At 49.7% G+C, this 16,740-nt stretch carries 17 protein-coding genes and 1 tRNA gene; 2 read left to right on the forward strand and 16 right to left on the reverse strand.

Going from position 1 to position 16,740, the window contains the following annotated elements; all coding sequences use genetic code 11:
• The first annotated feature begins 63 nt into the window (after positions 1-63).
• Entirely contained in the window at positions 64-2,217 is a 2,154-nt protein-coding gene (gene rnr / locus TDIS_RS02470) for a ribonuclease R (protein ID WP_068668967.1), read from the forward strand.
• Here rnr and TDIS_RS02475 read toward each other — a convergent pair.
• From TDIS_RS02475 to TDIS_RS02535, 13 genes are all read right to left on the reverse strand, one after another.
• Complete coding sequence (locus TDIS_RS02475; protein ID WP_068668969.1) at positions 2,200-2,898, reverse strand: DVU0298 family protein; 699 nt, start codon at positions 2,896-2,898, stop codon at positions 2,200-2,202. The genes rnr and TDIS_RS02475 overlap by 18 nt on opposite strands.
• Positions 2,891-4,093 carry an FprA family A-type flavoprotein gene (locus TDIS_RS02480; protein WP_068668971.1) on the reverse strand — a complete coding sequence of 401 codons (1,203 nt, stop codon included), beginning with the start codon at positions 4,091-4,093 and terminating at the stop codon, positions 2,891-2,893. Before TDIS_RS02480 ends, TDIS_RS02475 begins: the two co-directional genes overlap by 8 nt.
• Before the next feature lie 33 nt (positions 4,094-4,126).
• A complete protein-coding gene (gene rd / locus TDIS_RS02485) occupies positions 4,127-4,291 on the reverse strand; it encodes a rubredoxin (RefSeq protein ID WP_068668972.1) in 165 nt (54 codons plus the stop codon).
• A 15-nt stretch (positions 4,292-4,306) separates the two neighbouring features.
• Positions 4,307-4,708, reverse strand: a complete 402-nt coding sequence (locus TDIS_RS02490) for a desulfoferrodoxin (RefSeq protein WP_068668975.1) — start codon at positions 4,706-4,708, stop codon at positions 4,307-4,309.
• Positions 4,709-4,781: 73 nt separating this feature from the next.
• A complete protein-coding gene (locus TDIS_RS02495) occupies positions 4,782-5,093 on the reverse strand; it encodes a MerR family transcriptional regulator (protein WP_068668977.1) in 312 nt (103 codons plus the stop codon).
• Positions 5,080-5,379, reverse strand: a complete 300-nt coding sequence (locus tag TDIS_RS02500; RefSeq protein WP_068668979.1) for an integration host factor subunit alpha — start codon at positions 5,377-5,379, stop codon at positions 5,080-5,082. The genes TDIS_RS02495 and TDIS_RS02500 overlap by 14 nt, the downstream gene beginning before the upstream one ends.
• Positions 5,380-5,383: 4 nt before the next feature.
• Positions 5,384-7,783: a phenylalanine--tRNA ligase subunit beta gene (pheT, locus tag TDIS_RS02505; protein ID WP_068668981.1), complete on the reverse strand. Its 2,400-nt coding sequence runs from the start codon at positions 7,781-7,783 to the stop codon at positions 5,384-5,386.
• A complete protein-coding gene (pheS, locus tag TDIS_RS02510) occupies positions 7,784-8,794 on the reverse strand; it encodes a phenylalanine--tRNA ligase subunit alpha (protein WP_068668983.1) in 1,011 nt (336 codons plus the stop codon).
• A gap of 9 nt (positions 8,795-8,803) precedes the next feature.
• Complete coding sequence (gene rplT / locus TDIS_RS02515; RefSeq protein WP_068668985.1) at positions 8,804-9,160, reverse strand: 50S ribosomal protein L20; 357 nt, start codon at positions 9,158-9,160, stop codon at positions 8,804-8,806.
• A 71-nt stretch (positions 9,161-9,231) separates the two neighbouring features.
• Positions 9,232-9,441 carry a 50S ribosomal protein L35 gene (rpmI, locus tag TDIS_RS02520; protein ID WP_068668987.1) on the reverse strand — a complete coding sequence of 70 codons (210 nt, stop codon included), beginning with the start codon at positions 9,439-9,441 and terminating at the stop codon, positions 9,232-9,234.
• 17 nt (positions 9,442-9,458) lie between these two features.
• On the reverse strand, positions 9,459-9,983 hold the full coding sequence (gene infC, locus TDIS_RS02525) for a translation initiation factor IF-3 (RefSeq protein ID WP_084270912.1): 525 nt from the start codon (positions 9,981-9,983) through the stop codon (positions 9,459-9,461).
• A gap of 10 nt (positions 9,984-9,993) precedes the next feature.
• Positions 9,994-11,898: a threonine--tRNA ligase gene (gene thrS / locus TDIS_RS02530; RefSeq protein ID WP_068669350.1), complete on the reverse strand. Its 1,905-nt coding sequence runs from the start codon at positions 11,896-11,898 to the stop codon at positions 9,994-9,996.
• Between the two features lie 73 nt (positions 11,899-11,971).
• A tRNA-Val gene (locus tag TDIS_RS02535) sits at positions 11,972-12,046 on the reverse strand.
• A gap of 473 nt (positions 12,047-12,519) precedes the next feature.
• On the opposite strand from TDIS_RS02535, the gene TDIS_RS02545 reads away from it, so the two are divergent.
• Positions 12,520-13,086 carry a hypothetical protein gene (locus TDIS_RS02545; protein ID WP_068668991.1) on the forward strand — a complete coding sequence of 189 codons (567 nt, stop codon included), beginning with the start codon at positions 12,520-12,522 and terminating at the stop codon, positions 13,084-13,086.
• Here TDIS_RS02545 and TDIS_RS02550 read toward each other — a convergent pair.
• The 3 genes from TDIS_RS02550 to ychF all read right to left on the reverse strand — a co-directional run bounded on the left by TDIS_RS02550 (position 13,066) and on the right by ychF (position 16,704).
• Positions 13,066-15,228: a putative bifunctional diguanylate cyclase/phosphodiesterase gene (locus TDIS_RS02550; protein ID WP_068668993.1), complete on the reverse strand. Its 2,163-nt coding sequence runs from the start codon at positions 15,226-15,228 to the stop codon at positions 13,066-13,068. The two genes, TDIS_RS02545 and TDIS_RS02550, sit on opposite strands and share 21 nt — an antisense overlap.
• 125 nt (positions 15,229-15,353) lie before the next feature.
• A complete protein-coding gene (locus tag TDIS_RS02555; RefSeq protein WP_153303730.1) occupies positions 15,354-15,521 on the reverse strand; it encodes a hypothetical protein in 168 nt (55 codons plus the stop codon).
• Between the two features lie 76 nt (positions 15,522-15,597).
• Complete coding sequence (gene ychF, locus TDIS_RS02560; protein WP_068668997.1) at positions 15,598-16,704, reverse strand: redox-regulated ATPase YchF; 1,107 nt, start codon at positions 16,702-16,704, stop codon at positions 15,598-15,600.
• Positions 16,705-16,740 lie beyond the last annotated feature (36 nt).

Consider the following 16,740-nt stretch of genomic DNA (forward strand, 5'->3'; position numbering starts at 1 on the left):
GGCCTTCGGTCCGCCTTTTTTCATTTCATAAATTGATCTTTTCGGATAGAATGGCTAAGTAAGATGGCTCGTCGAAAAAAAAAGAAAAAGAAAAGTCTATCTGACCTTCCTATTGAGGAAGCCATCCGGGAGGCCATGCGAGAGGCCGGAAGGCCCCTTCTCCTGCGAGAACTTTACCATCTCCTAAATATTCCCAAAAGCGAGAGGCCGACTTTCAGGAAACTCATCAAACGTCTAGTAAAAAAGGGACTTCTTATCCACATCAAGGGCAAGCGTTACGGACTCCCTGAAAGCATGCCCCTTGTCACCGGAAGGCTTTCGGTGCACCCTGATGGCTACGCCTTTGTAAATCCCGAGGACGAAAAAGAGCCCTCCGTATTCATCCCTCCAGGAAGACTCAAAGGGGCCCTTCATGGGGATCTGGTGGTGGCCCGCATAGAGAAGCATACCCGCAAAGGCCCCGAAGGTTCGGTCATCCGGGTCCTTGAAAGGGGGCGCAAGAAAATCGTGGGCTTCTTCTACCAGAGCCATAGGGTTTCCACCGTTATACCCGAAGACGAGCGTCTTCCCATAGAAATTCTCATTCCTCCCGACAGGACCCGCGGAGCCGAACACGGGGACATGGTGGTGGCCGAAATTACGGATTTCTCCCCAGGAAGACGCATCCCGGAAGGACGCATCGTAGAAGTCTTGGGAGATCCGGAGAATCTCAACACCCAAGCCAAAGCCGTAATCTACAATTATGACCTCCCCCACCGTTGGAATCGCAGGGTAAGAAAGGAGTTGGAGACCATCTCGGAGGAAGTGCGACCGGAGGATAAAGCTGGCCGTAGGGATCTTACCCGGGTCCCCCTAGTCACCATTGACGGCGAAAATGCCCGGGACTTTGATGATGCCGTTTGCGTAAGAAGGACCCGCACGGGCTACAAGCTCTATGTGGCCATCGCAGATGTGTCACACTATGTTCCCCCGGGCTCGGCCCTCGATGAAGAAGCCTATTTTCGCGGAACCAGTGTCTATTTTCCCAACATGGTCATTCCTATGTTTCCGGAGAAACTTTCAAATGGAATCTGCAGTCTCAATCCCCGGGTGGAGAGACTGGCCATGACCGTGGAGATAGATTTCGACCCCGAGGGCCGGGTTCGCCGAAGCCGATTTTATCCTGCGGTGATCTTCAGCCACGCTCGTCTCACTTACACCGAGGTCAAGGCCATGCTGGTTGACCGTGATCGAGAGCTACGCCGGAAGTACAAGCCTCTTTTGCGGATGCTTGAGAACGCCGCGGAATTGGCCATGCTCCTCCGGGAAAGGCGTCTTGCCCGTGGAAGTATAGATTTAGATCTCCCCGAACCGGAGGTGAGACTTGATCTCCAAGGCGAAATCGAGGACATCGTGCGCCGGGAAAGGCATCTAGCTCACTTCATCATTGAAGAATTCATGATCGCGGCCAATGAGGCCGTAGCCCGTTTTCTTACGGAAAAGGGCTACCCCTTTCTTTACCGCGTGCATGAGGCCCCGGAGCCCTTGAAACTTAAAGAGTTCGTAGAGTTCGCTCGTAGCCTAGGACTGGATCTTGAAGTGCCTGTGGAAGCCGATCCTTTGTGGGTTCAGGAGGTCATCAGACTTTCGGCCGGTAAACCCTACGCCTATCTGGTAAATACCTTGCTTCTTCGCTCCATGAAACAGGCCCATTATTCCCCGGAAAACATAAAACACTTTGGCCTGGCCTCGGACTGTTACTGTCACTTCACCTCCCCGATTAGGCGCTATCCGGATCTAGTCGTCCACCGGACCCTTAAAGCGGCCCTCAAAAGGAAACGGCCTCCCTATTCTTACGAGGAACTAGTTGATAAAGGTAAGCACCTCTCCCAGCGAGAGCGCACGGCTATGGAAGCCGAACGGGAGATGTTTGAAAGAGTCCAGGTGCGCTTTATGCGGGAGCACATTGGAGAGGCCTTCACCGGCATCATCTCCGGGGTCACGGCCTTCGGCTTTTTTGTAGAACTTGAGGAATACTTCGTCTCCGGCGTGGTGCGACTGGTGGATCTGCACGACGACTATTATTTTCTGGATGAGAAAAATCACCGGCTCGTGGGCCGCCGAACCGGAAGAACTTTTCGTATAGGAGACCGGGTGAGGGTCCGGGTCAAAGATGTCAACCTGCGCAGGAGACACGTCACCTTCGAATTAATAGAAAAACTAAACGGTAAGTCCTGAAAGAACCTCTACGGCCAGTTCCGAAACCCGGGCCCGCCTGAAGTCCGGCCCCTCAAAGAAGAAAAGTTCAAAGTCATCGGCACGGAGTCTTTCAAGAGGGACCTTCAGTCTTTCACTCCCAGGAAAGGGCAGAAGTCTTCCTAGCGCCCAAGTTGAAAGTCCGGCGGTTACATGATCAGGAGACTCAAGAAGAGGCAGGAGATACTCGTGGGCCCTTAACTCCACCAGACGCTCCCTTTCCTTGGCACTCAATCGTCCGATACCCCAGGCTACCCCGCGTTGGGCCGGAGGATACTCAAGCATGTTGCCATCCGGACGAATATAAGAAACCAGGATATGGGTATACTCTTCTGCCAGCCCCGCATGATGGTAGAGACACTCGGCCAGAGCCTCCGGAGCCCCCCAGGCCATTCCCCCGGACTCCTCGTTCAGCATCCACATGAGACGCCGGATCACAACCCTGGCAGCCTCCATGTCCTCATCGGCTATACGGGCCACCGTGGGCCCCAAGGCCAGAATAGCCAGCCACCTTACCCGTTCGTCCCGATGACAGAAGGCTCCGATGAGAGGACTCACCAGTTTACGAGGAGGAAAGGCCCTGAGCCCCTCGTAGAGGCTTTTTAGGTCTTTGACCCCTTTGAGGAAGCTCAGGACCTCTCTCTTGAAAGCTCTTCTAAACACTACAGGCTTCCTTTACCTTCTGCGCCAAAAGCCTTCCGAGCTCCTCACACTTCTTGAGATCCTCTGCGGTGGGAGCATACTTCACCCTAAAGCCCTCGTGCACGATCTCGGTCTTGGTCTCTTCAAAAATCTTGTTTAGGTGTTTTACAGCCTCACCGCTCCATCCATAGGAACCGAAGGCGAACCCCAGCTTCTGCCTGGGCCTAAGGCCTTTCATATAGGTGGTAAAGCCCGCCACGGTGGGTAGCAATCCGTTATTCAAAGTGGAGGACCCAAAAGCGAGCCCTTTGGCCTCAAGGACTTCAGCCATGAGTTCGGTTTCGTCCGAGACCGAAAGTTTAAACAGTTCGGCCTCAATGCCTTCCTTCACCACCCCCTCGTAAACCGCCCATGCCATCTTTTCCGTGCTATTCCACATGGTGTCATAAATTACCAACACTTTAGAGTTGGCCTCATATCGGCTCCAGCGATCATAAGCCTCTATGATTTCTTTAACGTGCTTTCGCCAGATCACCCCGTGATCCGGACAGATCATCTCAATCTCAAGCTTGAGGTCCTTGATGGCCTTCAGGGTCTTTTGGACCTGTGGAGAAAAGGGAAGCACGATATTAGCGTAATACTTGGCCACTTCCTGAAAAAGTTCACAGAAGTCGGCCTCATCGTCAAAGCGGGTGCTGGTGGCGTAATGTTCCCCGAAGGCATCCTGGGAAACAAGGAGTTTATCCTCAGGGATATAGGAAACCATGCTGTCCGGCCAGTGGACCATAGGGGTTTCAATAAATTTCACCGTGCGGCGGCCAAGCTTGAGCTCATCCCCGGTCTTGACCTCCACGAAAGGCCAATCCTCCTGGTGAAAATAGCCGATCATTCCCAGCCGACCGTTGCGAGTACAAAAGATCTTATCGGGTTTAATAGCCTCCACCACCTTAGCGATGGCCCCACCGTGATCGGGTTCAATGTGGTTGATGATGAGGTAATCTATCTTTTCGGGATCTCCAATGACTTCCCGAATATGGGCCATAAGAGTCTCAAAAAAGGGCTCCTTCACTGTATCAAACAAGGCTATCTTTTCATCCACTAGCAAATAAGCGTTGTAGGTAGTACCACGATGAGTGGTGTAACCGTGAAAGTCTCGCACATTCCAGTCCACGGCCCCTACCCAATAAAAACCATCCTTGATCTTGACCGCTCCCATTTACTCACCTCCTTACTAATAGTACTTTGTTCTTTAACCTTTCACTGGCGAAAACTCACTTTTAGCGGCTCCACAAACCGGACAGGTCCAGTCATTTGGTAAAGCCTCAAAAGCCGTTCCCGGAGGATAGCCCTGATCGGGGTCTCCCTGTGCGGGGTCATAGATGTAACCGCAGACATTACACTGATACTTCTCCATCTTCGGCCTCCCTAACTAAGACTTGTAAGGTTCGCAAACTTTGGAGGATTCCCAAAGCCCATGCAAATTACAGTACTCTCTGGCAGTCACCTTTTCAGCCTCTACGCAGAAAAAGGCCTCTGGAGCCTCTCCAGGCTTTAAAAACTGGATATAGGACTTGCCATCCGCCTGAAGCACGATCCACTGGATATAATGTTTTTCCTCCATCGGATGAGGTACACTGCCCACTTTGACCTTGAAGCCCCCCTCCACCTTCTCAATTATCGGAACATGTTTTTCTTCCGAAGCATCTACAGAACCGGCACGGAGGAACTCCATGGGTTGACCACAACAAACCAGCTCTCCTTGGCCAGTGTTGAGTACCATTACAATGTTGCCGCATACATTACACCTGTAAATACCTAATTTCTCAGTCATCTTAAGCCCCCTTTTGTGGATTTAGTTTATTTACTATACCTAAATAGGTAAAATGGATTTGTCAAGTCCAGATTCAAGAAAGCATCTCGTATAAAAATCGAAGTTCCCTTTGGACTTCTTTCAATAGCTCTTCAGGATTGGCAGGCTTGGACGAACGGGAGAGTGCTTTGCGGGCTCCGGCAATAGTGTAACCTTCCTCATAAAGGAGTCTCTTTATCCTTTTCAGGATTTCTATTTGATCAGAGCGATAAAAACGCCGTCCAGCTATACGGAGAGGTTTAAGTTGAGGAAATTCCTTCTCCCAGTAACGGATAACATGGGGCTCTAGGCCGAGAAACTCGGCCACTTCTCCAATGGTGTAGTAGCGGCCCTCATCTTTCAGCATGCAAAAAAGCTTTAAGAGTAGGAGACGGCCTGAAAAGAACCGTTTTACCCCCGGAAATAATAATACTCTCCCCCGTCCGGGGATTTATCCCTCGCCGGGGTTTCCTCTTGTGTACCCTAAAAGTTCCGAAGTGTACAATCTTGACCTCTTCGCCGCGTTCCAGAGCCACTTTGATTTCCTCAAGAATAGCTTCCACAAACCGATACATGCTCCTTACCGAAAAACCAAATCGTTGGTGAAGCCGTTCTGCAAGATCTCTCTTGGTAAAAGTTTTCTTGGCCGCCATAATTCTAGCGGGGTCGAGCCTGAAAGTGTTTAAAGATCTTCTGGGCTACGTCTTCTTGAATAGCATTGACCTCTTCATCCGTGAGAGTCCTTTCCGGAGACCGATAAATAAACCTCAAGCTCACACTCTTTTCCCCCTCCGGAATGGGAGCACCCTTGTAAACGTTGGTAACCAATACCCCTTCCAAATATGGGATATCAAAACTTGAGATATAATTCAAGACCTCTCCCACCGGCAGGTCATCTCTTACAATCATGGTAAGATCCCGGAAAGTTGCTGGATAGCGCGGAAGGCCTCGAAATTTCTTTGGTACCTCTGGAAGCTCAAGAAGCCCGGAAATATCTATTTCAGCCAATAATACCGGTGCTGGAAGCTCAAATTTATGTCTCAAATAATTCTTGACCTCTCCGGCAAAACCGACCTTGCGGCCTTGAGCCTCAATAACAAAGGAACACCCTCTTTTGAGGAAAGGTTCCTCCGCGTAGGGTCTTAGCTCTACTCCAGCCAGGGAAAGCTCTCTCAGAAGGGCCTCTAAAACTCCTTTGAGGTCATAGATATCAACCTTGCGAGACTTACCTCCCCAGAATTCAGGTTGGCTTGTTCCTAGTATGAGAAGACCTAAGGAAATTCTCTCCTCGGGAAGTTCTTCTCCCCTGGGGAAAAAGACTTTGCCAATCTCGAAAATCTTGAGTCTCTGAATTTCCCGGAAGAAATTGAAACGGGCGTTTTCTAAAAGACCGGGTATAAGAGTAGTGCGCATGATGGACTGAGTTTCGGCAAGAGGATTGGCTAAACGTAAGACCTGCAACCGGGAATCATTTTTCTGTAGCTCAAGGGCTTCCAGGCTTTTCGGAGAAATGAAACTGTAATTGATGACTTCATAAAAGCCTAAGGCTCGTAGGATATCTTTTATCTCGTTGACTAAAATTTCCTCCCTTTCAGGAGCCGTAGCCGAAAGTTCGGCTACAGGTATACTCACCGGAAGTCGATCGTAACCGTATAGCCTAGCCACTTCCTCGATAAGATCCTCCTCAAGACTCAAATCATGTCTGAAAGAAGGAGGTATGAAATAGAACACCCCACCCTTACTCTCTACCTCTCCACCAATCCTTTTGAGATATTCAGCCGTCTCTTCTTCGGAAAGATCCACCTTTAAATAATTCTTGAGTCTCGTAAGCCGGAGATTTATGACTTGAGGTTGCCAGGCCTTCGGATATTTGTCGATCCTTCCAGGAATCACCTTCCCACCTGCAATCTCAAGGATAAGAGCCGTAGCTCGCTCAAGGGCTAAAATCACGCCTTCTGGGTCGACTCCCCGCTCAAAACGGTAAGAACTCTCCGTAGAGAGCTTCAGAGCTCGAGCCGTACGTCTTATGGAGATAGAATTGAACCAGGCCGACTCTAAAAAGACCGATTGCGTACTTTCACTGACCGCAGATTCTTCACCTCCCATCACCCCGGCCACCGCCACCGGCCGTTCGGCATCCGCAATCACAAGCATATCCGGAGATAGAGCCCGCCTTTCCCCGTCTAGGGTCAAGATACTTTCTCCTTCCCGGGCCCTTCTTACCAGTATCTTTCGACCCGATATCTTTTCCCAGTCAAAGGCGTGTAGCGGTTGTCCCAACTCAAGGAGCACGTAATTGGTTACATCCACCAGGTTGTTTATAGGCCGAAGCCCGCACATCCAGAGCTTCTTGGCCATCCAGAAAGGACTCTCCCCTACAGTAACTCCCGTAATGAGACGTCCGGCGTAACGATAACAAAGATCCGGCTCCAGAATTTCCACCTCAGCCTCTTTTTCGAGTCCTTCTCCTAAAGGAAGATCCGGAATTTCAGGAAATCTTAGTTTGGCACCGGTAAGGGCCGCCACCTCCCGGGCCACCCCCAGAACCGAAAGGCAATCCCCACGGTTGGGAGTAATAGCCACCTCTAGCACAGGTTCCGCAAGACCGAGAACCTCGTGGAAGGGCCGACCAAGAGAAGCTTCTTCCGGAAGGACAAGGAGACGGTCTTTTTCTTCAGAAACCCCGGCCTCATAAGGAGAAAGGAACATCCCCTCGGATTTCATACCCCGAATCTTAGTTTCAGAAATTTTGGTTCCGGAAAAGGTGATAGCCCCCGGAAAGGCCAGGGCCACTTTGAGACCAACCTCAAGACCAGGAGCTGCGGAAACTATAGTATAGCGATCTTTACCGTCGGTAACCTCACAGACTCTGAGGCTTTCGGCTTCAGGATGGGGGTTTACCGTAAGAATCTCGGCCGAAACCACCGGCCCCAGAGCTTTATAGGCCTCTTCTACCCCTTCAACCTCCAGACCACCCATAGTAAGAATTTCGGCCAATTCTTCGGCCGAAAGTTCCGTTTCCACCCATTCCCTGAGCCAGCTTAACGGCACTAGCATCTAAAACTGCTCCAGAAACTTGAGGTGATTTTCGTAAAAGAGCCGAATGTCATCTATGCCGTATTTGAGCATGGCGATCCTTTCAATGCCCAGGCCAAAGGCAAAACCTTGCCATTTTTCAGTGTCATAACCCACGGCCTTAAAAACATTGGGGTGCACCATGCCCGCCCCTAGGATCTCAAGCCAACCCGTATCTCCACAAAGCCGACAGCCTGCCCCCCGACAGATCACACATTCTATGTCCATCTCCGCACTCGGTTCTGTAAAAGGGAAATAACTGGGCCTGAAACGCACCCGAGTCTCGGTACCGAAAACCTCTTTGGCAAAATAGGTAAGGACACCCTTTAGATCCGAAAAACTGACCGACCGGTCCACCATCAGGCCTTCTATCTGATGAAACATGGGGGTATGACGCACGTCCGAATCACAGCGGTAAACTTTACCTGGGGCAATGATCCGCAGAGGAGGCTTACGGGTCAACATAGTCCGGATCTGGATGGGTGAAGTGTGGGTCCGGAGGAGAAAGCCTTCCGGGAAGTAGAAAGTATCCTGCATATCCCGAGCCGGATGATCCGGCGGGATATTCAAGGCTTCAAAGTTATAGTAATCCAATTCTATCTCAGGCCCTCGGGCAATACTAAACCCCAGTCGTTCGAAAATGGCACAGATCTCACGCAAGATCTGGGTTATGGGATGGAGTTTCCCCAGCTCATAAGGCCTGCCAGGAAGGGTAAGATCCAGGCCCGGGGCTTCATCCTCAGCGGCCCGCAAGAGGTCTTCTCGTTTTCGAAAGATCAGCTCCTCAAGCTCTCGCTTGAGCTCATTGGCCCGACGCCCTATAACCGGCCGCAGGTCCGGAGGAAGATCTTTGATATTCTTTACAATAGCGGTGACCAGGCCCTTTTTGCCCAGGTACTTAATTCGCAACCAATCTAGGGCCTTAACATCTTGAACGGCCTCGATCTCTTCAAGGGCCCGGCCTCTTAATTCTTCAAGTTCCCGCTCGGTCATCCGTAAACTTTATTGCCAGGCCTGCTTGGCCTTTTCCACCAGTTTGGCAAAGACTTCCGGCTCGGTAACCGCCAGATTAGCCAGGATCTTACGATCTAGATCCACACCAACCTTCTTCAATCCCCCCATAAACCGGCTGTAATTCAGGCCGTGAATCCGGGCCGCAGCATTGATCCTCACCTGCCAGAGACGGCGAAAGTCGCGCTTCTTTTGTCTACGGTCACGGTAGGCGTAAACCAAGGCCCTCTCCACCGTCTCCCGAACTCGTCTAAAACAATTCTTACGCTGTCCCCAGTAGCCTTTAGCCAACTTGAGATACTTCTTATGTCGCCTCCGGGTCTTAAAACCGCCTTTAGCTCTGGGCATTTCTAACTCACCTCCCGATTAACTTTTTCCTTGTCCCAAACCGAAAACAAGGCCTATTTTCAAAGACATCCCTAGAACTTGTAGGGAATGAGTTTCTCAACCCTTTTTACGTAACCCCCTTCGAGCACCTTGTCCTTCCGGAGGTTACGTTTGCGCTTGGCGCTCTTCTTTCTCAAAAGATGGCTTTTGCAGGCCCGGAAGTGCACGATCTTTCCGCTTCCGGTGACTTTAAAACGCTTGGCTGCCGAACGGTTAGTTTTCATCTTATTCTTCTTGCCCATCTCTTCCCCCAAAGCCACTATTTTTTAACCGGCCCCAGAATCATGATCATCTGGCGGCCTTCCATGCGCGGAGCCATTTCAACTCGGCCCAAATCCTTAACCGCTTCCTCGATCTTTTGCAAGACCTGTTTCCCCAACTCCGGGTGGGCCAACTCCCGCCCTCGGAAAAACACCCGTATTTTAACCTTGTTTTTGTCTTCTAGAAAGCGTCTTATGTGCCGGATTTTGGTCTGAAGATCGTGCTCCTCGGTCTTGGGACGAACCTTGATCTCCTTGAGCTCCACTTGTGTCTGACGCTTTTTGGCCTCTTTGGCCTTCTTAGCTTCCTGGTAGAGAAACTGTCCATAATCCATGATCTTGCAGACCGGAGGACTGGCCTGTGGAGCCACCTCCACCAGGTCAAGCCCGTATTCTTCGGCCTTGGCCAGAGCCTCCCGCAGGGATACTACCCCTATCTGCTTACCATCCGGCCCGATGAGCCTTACTTCCCTCGCCCGAATTTTCTCATTTACCCGGTACTTACGCTTGTCAATGCTTCCCAAATAACCCTCCCTACCATATTATTTTTTGGATTATCTCCTCTTTTAATCTTTCTGCAAATTCTTCAATCGTAAATTCAAGATTTTCGCCTTTTCGGGTCCGGACAGTAATACGGCTATTTTCTAACTCTTTATCCCCCACAATTATCATATAGGGCACTTTCTTAACCTGAGCCTCGCGGATCTTGAAACCCAGTTTTTCGTTACGAAAATCCCTTTCCACTCGGAAACCGGCCTCGGCCAGTTTCGCATACACCATCTCCGCAAACTCCTGATGTCGATCGGCCACAGTCATCACCACCGCCTGAACCGGCGAAAGCCAGACCGGAAAAGCTCCGGCATAATGTTCAATAAGAACCCCGAAAAACCGCTCCAACGACCCCAGAAGCGCACGATGAATCATTATGGGCCGATAAGGCCGATTATCCGGCCCAATGTAGGAAATATCAAAGCGTTCCGGAATATTAAAGTCCACTTGAATGGTAGAGCACTGCCAGAAACGTCCTAGAACATCGCGAATCTTGAGGTCAATTTTGGGCCCGTAAAAGACCCCTTCCCCAGGATCAATCTCATAAGGAAGACCCTTCTTTTCCAGAGCCGCCCTTAAAGCCCCCTCGGCCTTCTCCCAGATCTCCTCTGAACCCACATACTTATCTGGACGGGTGGAGAGATAGATCTGGTATTCCTTGAACCCAAAGACCGAAAGAAAGTGAACCACCAGATCCAGGACTTTGTAGAGTTCTTCCTCAAGTTGATCTTCACGGCAAAAAATGTGGGCATCGTCCTGGGTAAACCCCCTCACTCGAAGAAGACCATGGAGTACCCCGCTTCTCTCATAACGATAAACCGTCCCCAGCTCGCAGTAGCGAATAGGGAACTCCCGGTAGCTTCGCTTCCGGCTCTGGTAAATAAGAATATGAAAGGGACAATTCATAGGTTTCAACTGATAAGCCCGCTCATCAATCTCCATGGGGGCAAACATATTTTCGGCGTAGAAATCAAGGTGACCGGATATCTTCCAGAGATCCCGCAGGGCAATATGAGGAGTATAGACCAACTGGTAACCTCGCTTTAAATGCTCATCCCTCCAAAAGTCCTCTATTTCCTTTCTTACAATAGCCCCTTTGGGAAGCCAGAGAATAAGACCCGGGCCAATCTCCTCCTCAATACTGAAAAGCTCAAGCTCTCGACCAAGCTTGCGATGATCTCGCCGTTTGGCCTCCTCTAGCCTCTCAAGATAGGCCTTCAGGTCTTCTTTACGGAAGAAGGCCGTGCCGTAGATGCGCTGAAGCTGAGGATTCCTCTCGTCTCCCCGCCAGTAGGCCCCAGCTACCGAAAGGAGTTTGAAGGCCTTGACTAACCCAGTGTGCGGAAGATGGGGCCCACGACAGAGGTCTACGAATCGATCCTGTTTGTAAATACTTACCGTTTCCTCAGGAATTTCCCGGATAAGTTCAAGCTTGTAACGTTCTCCCAATTCCGAAAAGAGCCTTTCGGCTTCCTCTCTAGAAAGCTCTTCCCGCACCAAGGGATAACGCTTTTTCACAATCTCTTTCATCTTCTTTTCAATGGCCTTAAGATCCTCCTCGGTGAAGGGCCTATCATAATCAAAGTCATAATAAAAGCCTTCCTCGGTGGCTGGACCGATCCCGAGCTTTACCCCGGGGAAGAGCTCCTTCACTGCCTGGGCCAGAACGTGAGAAGCCGTGTGCCTTAAAATCTCAAGGGCCTCGGGCGATTCCGGAAAAATGGGCTTTACCTCGCCTCCATGCCTAACAGGGGAGTGCAAATCAAGGAGTTCCTCATCTATTTTAAAGGCCAGAGGTTTCTTTTCGGAAAGTTCGAGAAGATCAACCAACTCCCTTGCAGGAGTGCCAGCTTTCACCGCAAACTCTTTGCCCTCAAAACTTAGTTTTATTTCCACCTCCCCTACCTCTTTCGAAACAAAATGAAGGCCTCTCGGGAAGTTCCCCAAGAGGCCTTTTTAACAATGGTAGGCGCGGGCGGGATCGAACCGCCGACCTCTTGCGCGTCAAGCAAGCGCTCTCCCACTGAGCTACGCGCCTTCCTTTGACATTTTTAATCTTTTAGCAATCAAGCTCGGAATTGTCAATAACCGTGATCCGCCTTCGCTTTTGGGGATTGGTTGAAAAGCCTCTATCGATCAGAGGCTGAAGCCAAAATATCAGGCAACGCCGTAGCTTCCTTAGCCAGAAAACGGTATCGCCGAGCAGATCTTCTACCGCTACCGTTGGCGGAAAAATACCGGGGTTCTCTCTTCGAAGCCAAGCACCTTATGGCCCTCAAGTCAAGCTCAAAGACCCTTGAACGAAAAAGATCTAATTTCTTTTAGTTCCTTTAGAATCCTGGAGAAGACTTTAATATTTTGGGTCATATCACGGTTAAATATAACTTATTTAGGAAAATTCAGTATTATAAATAGAACATATCTCCGACAGGCTAAATCGGATCTAAAATTAGATCACAAAGATGCTTGACGCTCAAGAATTCTCTTCGGTACCCTTTATTAAATTGTAGGATGCAGGAAATTTTCTTTTTCCTAAAAACGTTAAATTCCCTTTCAAAGTGGAGCATTCTTTTTATCGTCTATCATTATCCTGGTCTCTCAGGAAGGAAGATTTCGGATCTTTCAGGCATGGGTTGGGCCCCCATCAAAAACTCCCTAGACGAACTCTGTAAGGCCAAATACCTTATCCGTAAAAAAGAAGGACGTTGCTATGCCTACTTTCCCAACAACGACCATATTCTATATCCTTTTCTCAAAAAATTCTTTAAAGAGCTAAGCCACATTCACGAATTGATCTTCAAAGATCTCCTAACAAACGTCTTTCAAGACTCTAAAGAAGGGCTACTCACGCTCAAGTTAACCAATACGCATCTCTACCTTATCACCCTCACCAAAGAGGTATACAAGATTGAAGAGCACATCCGCAAACACTTAGAAAAACGCGGACTCGGAAAACTCGAGTTGAGACTTTTGCCCTACCAAAGTCTCCGGATTCCAGAAATATATCACGAAGTCTCTAAAGAGACCGGCCGAATCTTCGGCCTTACCCTTTCCCAATTAATGAATTTGCCCTCTTAGTTCTGGAGCGGGTTTACCGATATAATAACCTTGGGCATAATGCACACCGAGCTTTCGGAGTTCCTCCAGAAGAGAAGCCTCTTCCACGCATTCTGCCACGATCTTTATGTTTAAAAGCTTAGCCATAGTGGCTGCACTAGCCACAAAGGCCCGGTCTATCTCCTGTACTCGCATAGAACGCACGAATTCTCCCTCGATCTTCACAAAATTAATGGGTAAATCTTTCAAATAGCGATAGGAAGAAAATCCAGAGCCAAAGTCGTCTAAAGCCAGCCGCATACCCCTACTCTTGAGCTTCAAAACTGCAGATTTGAGTTCCTCGAGATTCTTCACGGATTCCCTCTCTGTAAGCTCGATCACGATCCTTTCAGGAGGAAAACGATAACGCTCAAGAAGTTCTTTCAGCCGCTCCAGAAACTCGCTTCGCAAAAGGGTCCAAGGAGAGAGATTGAAGAACAGAAGAAAATCCCCAGCCGTCTCCGAGGCCTTGGATAGGGCCTTTTCCCAAAGGATCATTTCTAGCTGAGTGATAAGACCGGTCCTCTCGGCAGTTGAAATGAACTTCACGGCTGGAAAAACCTTACCCTCTTCATCTTGAATGCGCATGAGGACCTCGTAGGCCTCGATCTTTTTCTTCTCTAAGTTAAAAATAGGCTGAAAGAAGGGGATTACCATCTGTTTTTCCAGGGCTTCGAGGAGGGAAAGGTGCTGTCTTTCCCGGTTCTCAAGGAGCTGGACCAGATCGCCAGGCTCGGGTAGGCCCACTTTATTTTTGCCTAGGCCCTTGACTCGATACACGGCCTTGTCTGCCAGGGCTACAAGAGCGGCCCCATTTTGGGCATGATCCGGATAGACGGCCACTCCTACCGAGCAGGAAGCCTGGAGATCCTTACCGTCGGGGGTCTTAAAGGAAACTCGGTGCAACCTCTCAAGTAGTTTCCGGGCTATAGTACAGGCCTCTCGGTCATCGGTATAGGGTAAGATGGCCACAAATTCATCCCCTCCGTAGCGGGCCAGGATATCCTCCTTGCGTAGATTTTTTTGGATGAAGTTCGCTAGGCTGGCCAGAAATTCGTCGCCGAACTTGTGACCATAAGCCTCGTTTATCAATTTGAAGTTGTCCAAGTCTATAAAAAGCACCGCAAATTTGTAATGGTGGCGCAGAGCCCTTTCTACCTCGGCCTCCAGCAGTTCCCTAAATACGCGCCGGTTGTAAAGGCCGGTTAAGAAGTCACGATTGGCGTAGTATTCTAGATCGCGGGTATAGGCCTCGATGGCTTTGACAGAGGTCACCAGATTCAAAAGGGTAGTAAGAAGGCTTTCCAGCGAGAGGACCTTAGCCTCGTTTTCGAGCTCCTGACTTCTTACGCCCACTCCCACACCGCCCACAAGTCCCGGATTTTGAAGCATTACAACTTTGCACATCTGGGAAATTTCCTTGGGCCCAATATTAGTCTGAGAAACTTCCTTCTCAAAAAGATTTTCGTGTACGAAGGTCAGGGCTAAGTCCCCTTTCTCAGGAGAGATCTCGTTTTGCAGAATCTCGGAAATCATACTCTCAATTTCTTGCCGGTAGACTTCAAGCGCTGGACAGCATTTAAACACATGAACCTTACAGTCCTTCTCCTCTTTAAAGGCCACAAAAAAGTAAGCGAAGTCAAAGATCAACTGCAATTTTTTAAGAAGCTGTCTCAGAAAAAAAGGCCAATCCTGGAGCACCTGCGGGGTCAGGACTAGTCTTTCGGCAAGCTGGAGTTCAAACTCCAGAACCTCTTTGTCCACCGCAATCTGCTTAACTTTTTCCACTAACTCCAATATTTCTCTCTGAATCCGATTGAGATCCTCAAAGCCGGAATCGATCTCAGCAAAACGAGCCTGGGTGAGGTCTTCTAGCCGGTTCACATCGTGTACACCCTCTTCAAGGGTCCTCAAGGCCCGGGTAAATCGATGGTCAAGGAAAAAGACACCCCCTCCCAGGCCCAAAAGTGAAAGAAAGGCGTTAAAAAACAAGACCGCCCACAGCGAGGAAGGGGTATAGTCGAGGGACCGCAAGAAGAGGTAAGAGGCTGTGGCCATGGCCACGGCGATTAGCAAACTCATACTGAGAAGGAAGATGGAAAAACGTCTTCTCAGAAAGCTCATCAAATCCCTCATCGGTCCTTAAACTCGGTAAGGCACTCGTTTTGAAGGGGAGAATCCTTGATAAGTAAGACCATCGGAAAAGCGGACTGAAATTTAGAGAATTCCGTAAGGGCCTTTTACCCGGTCTAACGAATGGACCGATCGTAGGTCCGAATCTCGTAGACGAGACCTTGCATCTCCCTAATCCGGGCCGTGGCATAAATGAAAGCTACTCTCCAGAAGAGGACGACCAGGCCCGCCATGAGAAACATAAAAGCCCTAATATTCAAACTAGTGAACCAACTGCCTAGCATATCCATGCTCCCCACGACTTTATGATCCATTAATGGATCATAAAGTCGTGTCTGCAAAAAGTCAAGGAGAAACAATTTAGGCTTTAAAGCGAATGTAAACGATGTCGCCGTCTTGAATAAGATAATCTCGGCCTTCAAGTCTTAAGCGCCCCTTCTGACGGGCTTCCGACAGGGAAGTGACCTCCAAATAATCTTTAAAATTAATGACCTCGGCGGCGATGAAGCCCCGTTCCATATCGGAATGAATCTTGCCGGCGGCTTTAACCACGGGCGTTCCCTGAGGTACGGTCCAGGCCCGAGCCTCCTTTTCATTTACGGTAAAAAAGGTCACCAGATCAAGGAGCCGATAGCCCTCCCGAATAACTTTTGTAAGTCCAGATTCTTTAAGGCCATAAGCCGCAAGCATCTCTATCTGTTCCTCTTGGGAGAGCTCAGCAAGCTGAGCCTCAAGTTCCGCACAAACACAAACCAAGGGTATTGCTTCCTCCTCGGCCTTCTTTTTAAGAGTTTTTAGATTAGCTTTCCCTTCCGGAAGATCGGACTCTCCAATATTAGCGATATAAAGCACCGGCTTTAAAGTAAGCAGAAAAAGGACTTTTTCCGCGTAATCCAAGGTCTCTGACGAAAGTTCTTCAGTGTGTTTTCTTATTGGTTCCGCGGCCTCAAGAATAGTCCGCAGAGCTTTCAGATGCTCCACTTCCTTGCGGGCCGCTTTATCCCCGGATCGGGCAGGCTTGTCCACCCTAGCCAGCCTCTTCTCCACGGTCTCAAGGTCTTTGGCTATTAGTTCCAGTTCCACGATCTCGGCATCTCGCACAGGGTCCACCGTGCCCTCTACGTGGGCAATATCTTCATCCTCAAAACAGCGCAAAACCAAGGCGATAGCATCCACCTCTCGGATGTGGGCCAGGAACTGGTTGCCAAGTCCCTCCCCTTTACTGGCATTTTTAACCAGACCGGCAATGTCCACAAACTCGATCACCGCCGGTACCACCCGGGCCGCCCCCTCTCTTTGAGCAATAATTTGCGGTCTTTCGTCCGGAACCTCCACCACCCCCACATTGGGCTCAATGGTACAGAAAGGGTAATTGGCCACCTCGGCCTTGGCGGTCTGGATAAGGGCATTGAAAAGGGTGGACTTGCCTACATTAGGCAAGCCCACAATACCTAATTTAAATCCCATAGTCGTCTGATTTTTAACCGGTTTACTTTTCAGCCA

The sequence above is a fragment of the Thermosulfurimonas dismutans genome, assembly GCF_001652585.1.
Taxonomy (GTDB): Bacteria; Desulfobacterota; Thermodesulfobacteria; order Thermodesulfobacteriales; family Thermodesulfobacteriaceae; genus Thermosulfurimonas; species Thermosulfurimonas dismutans.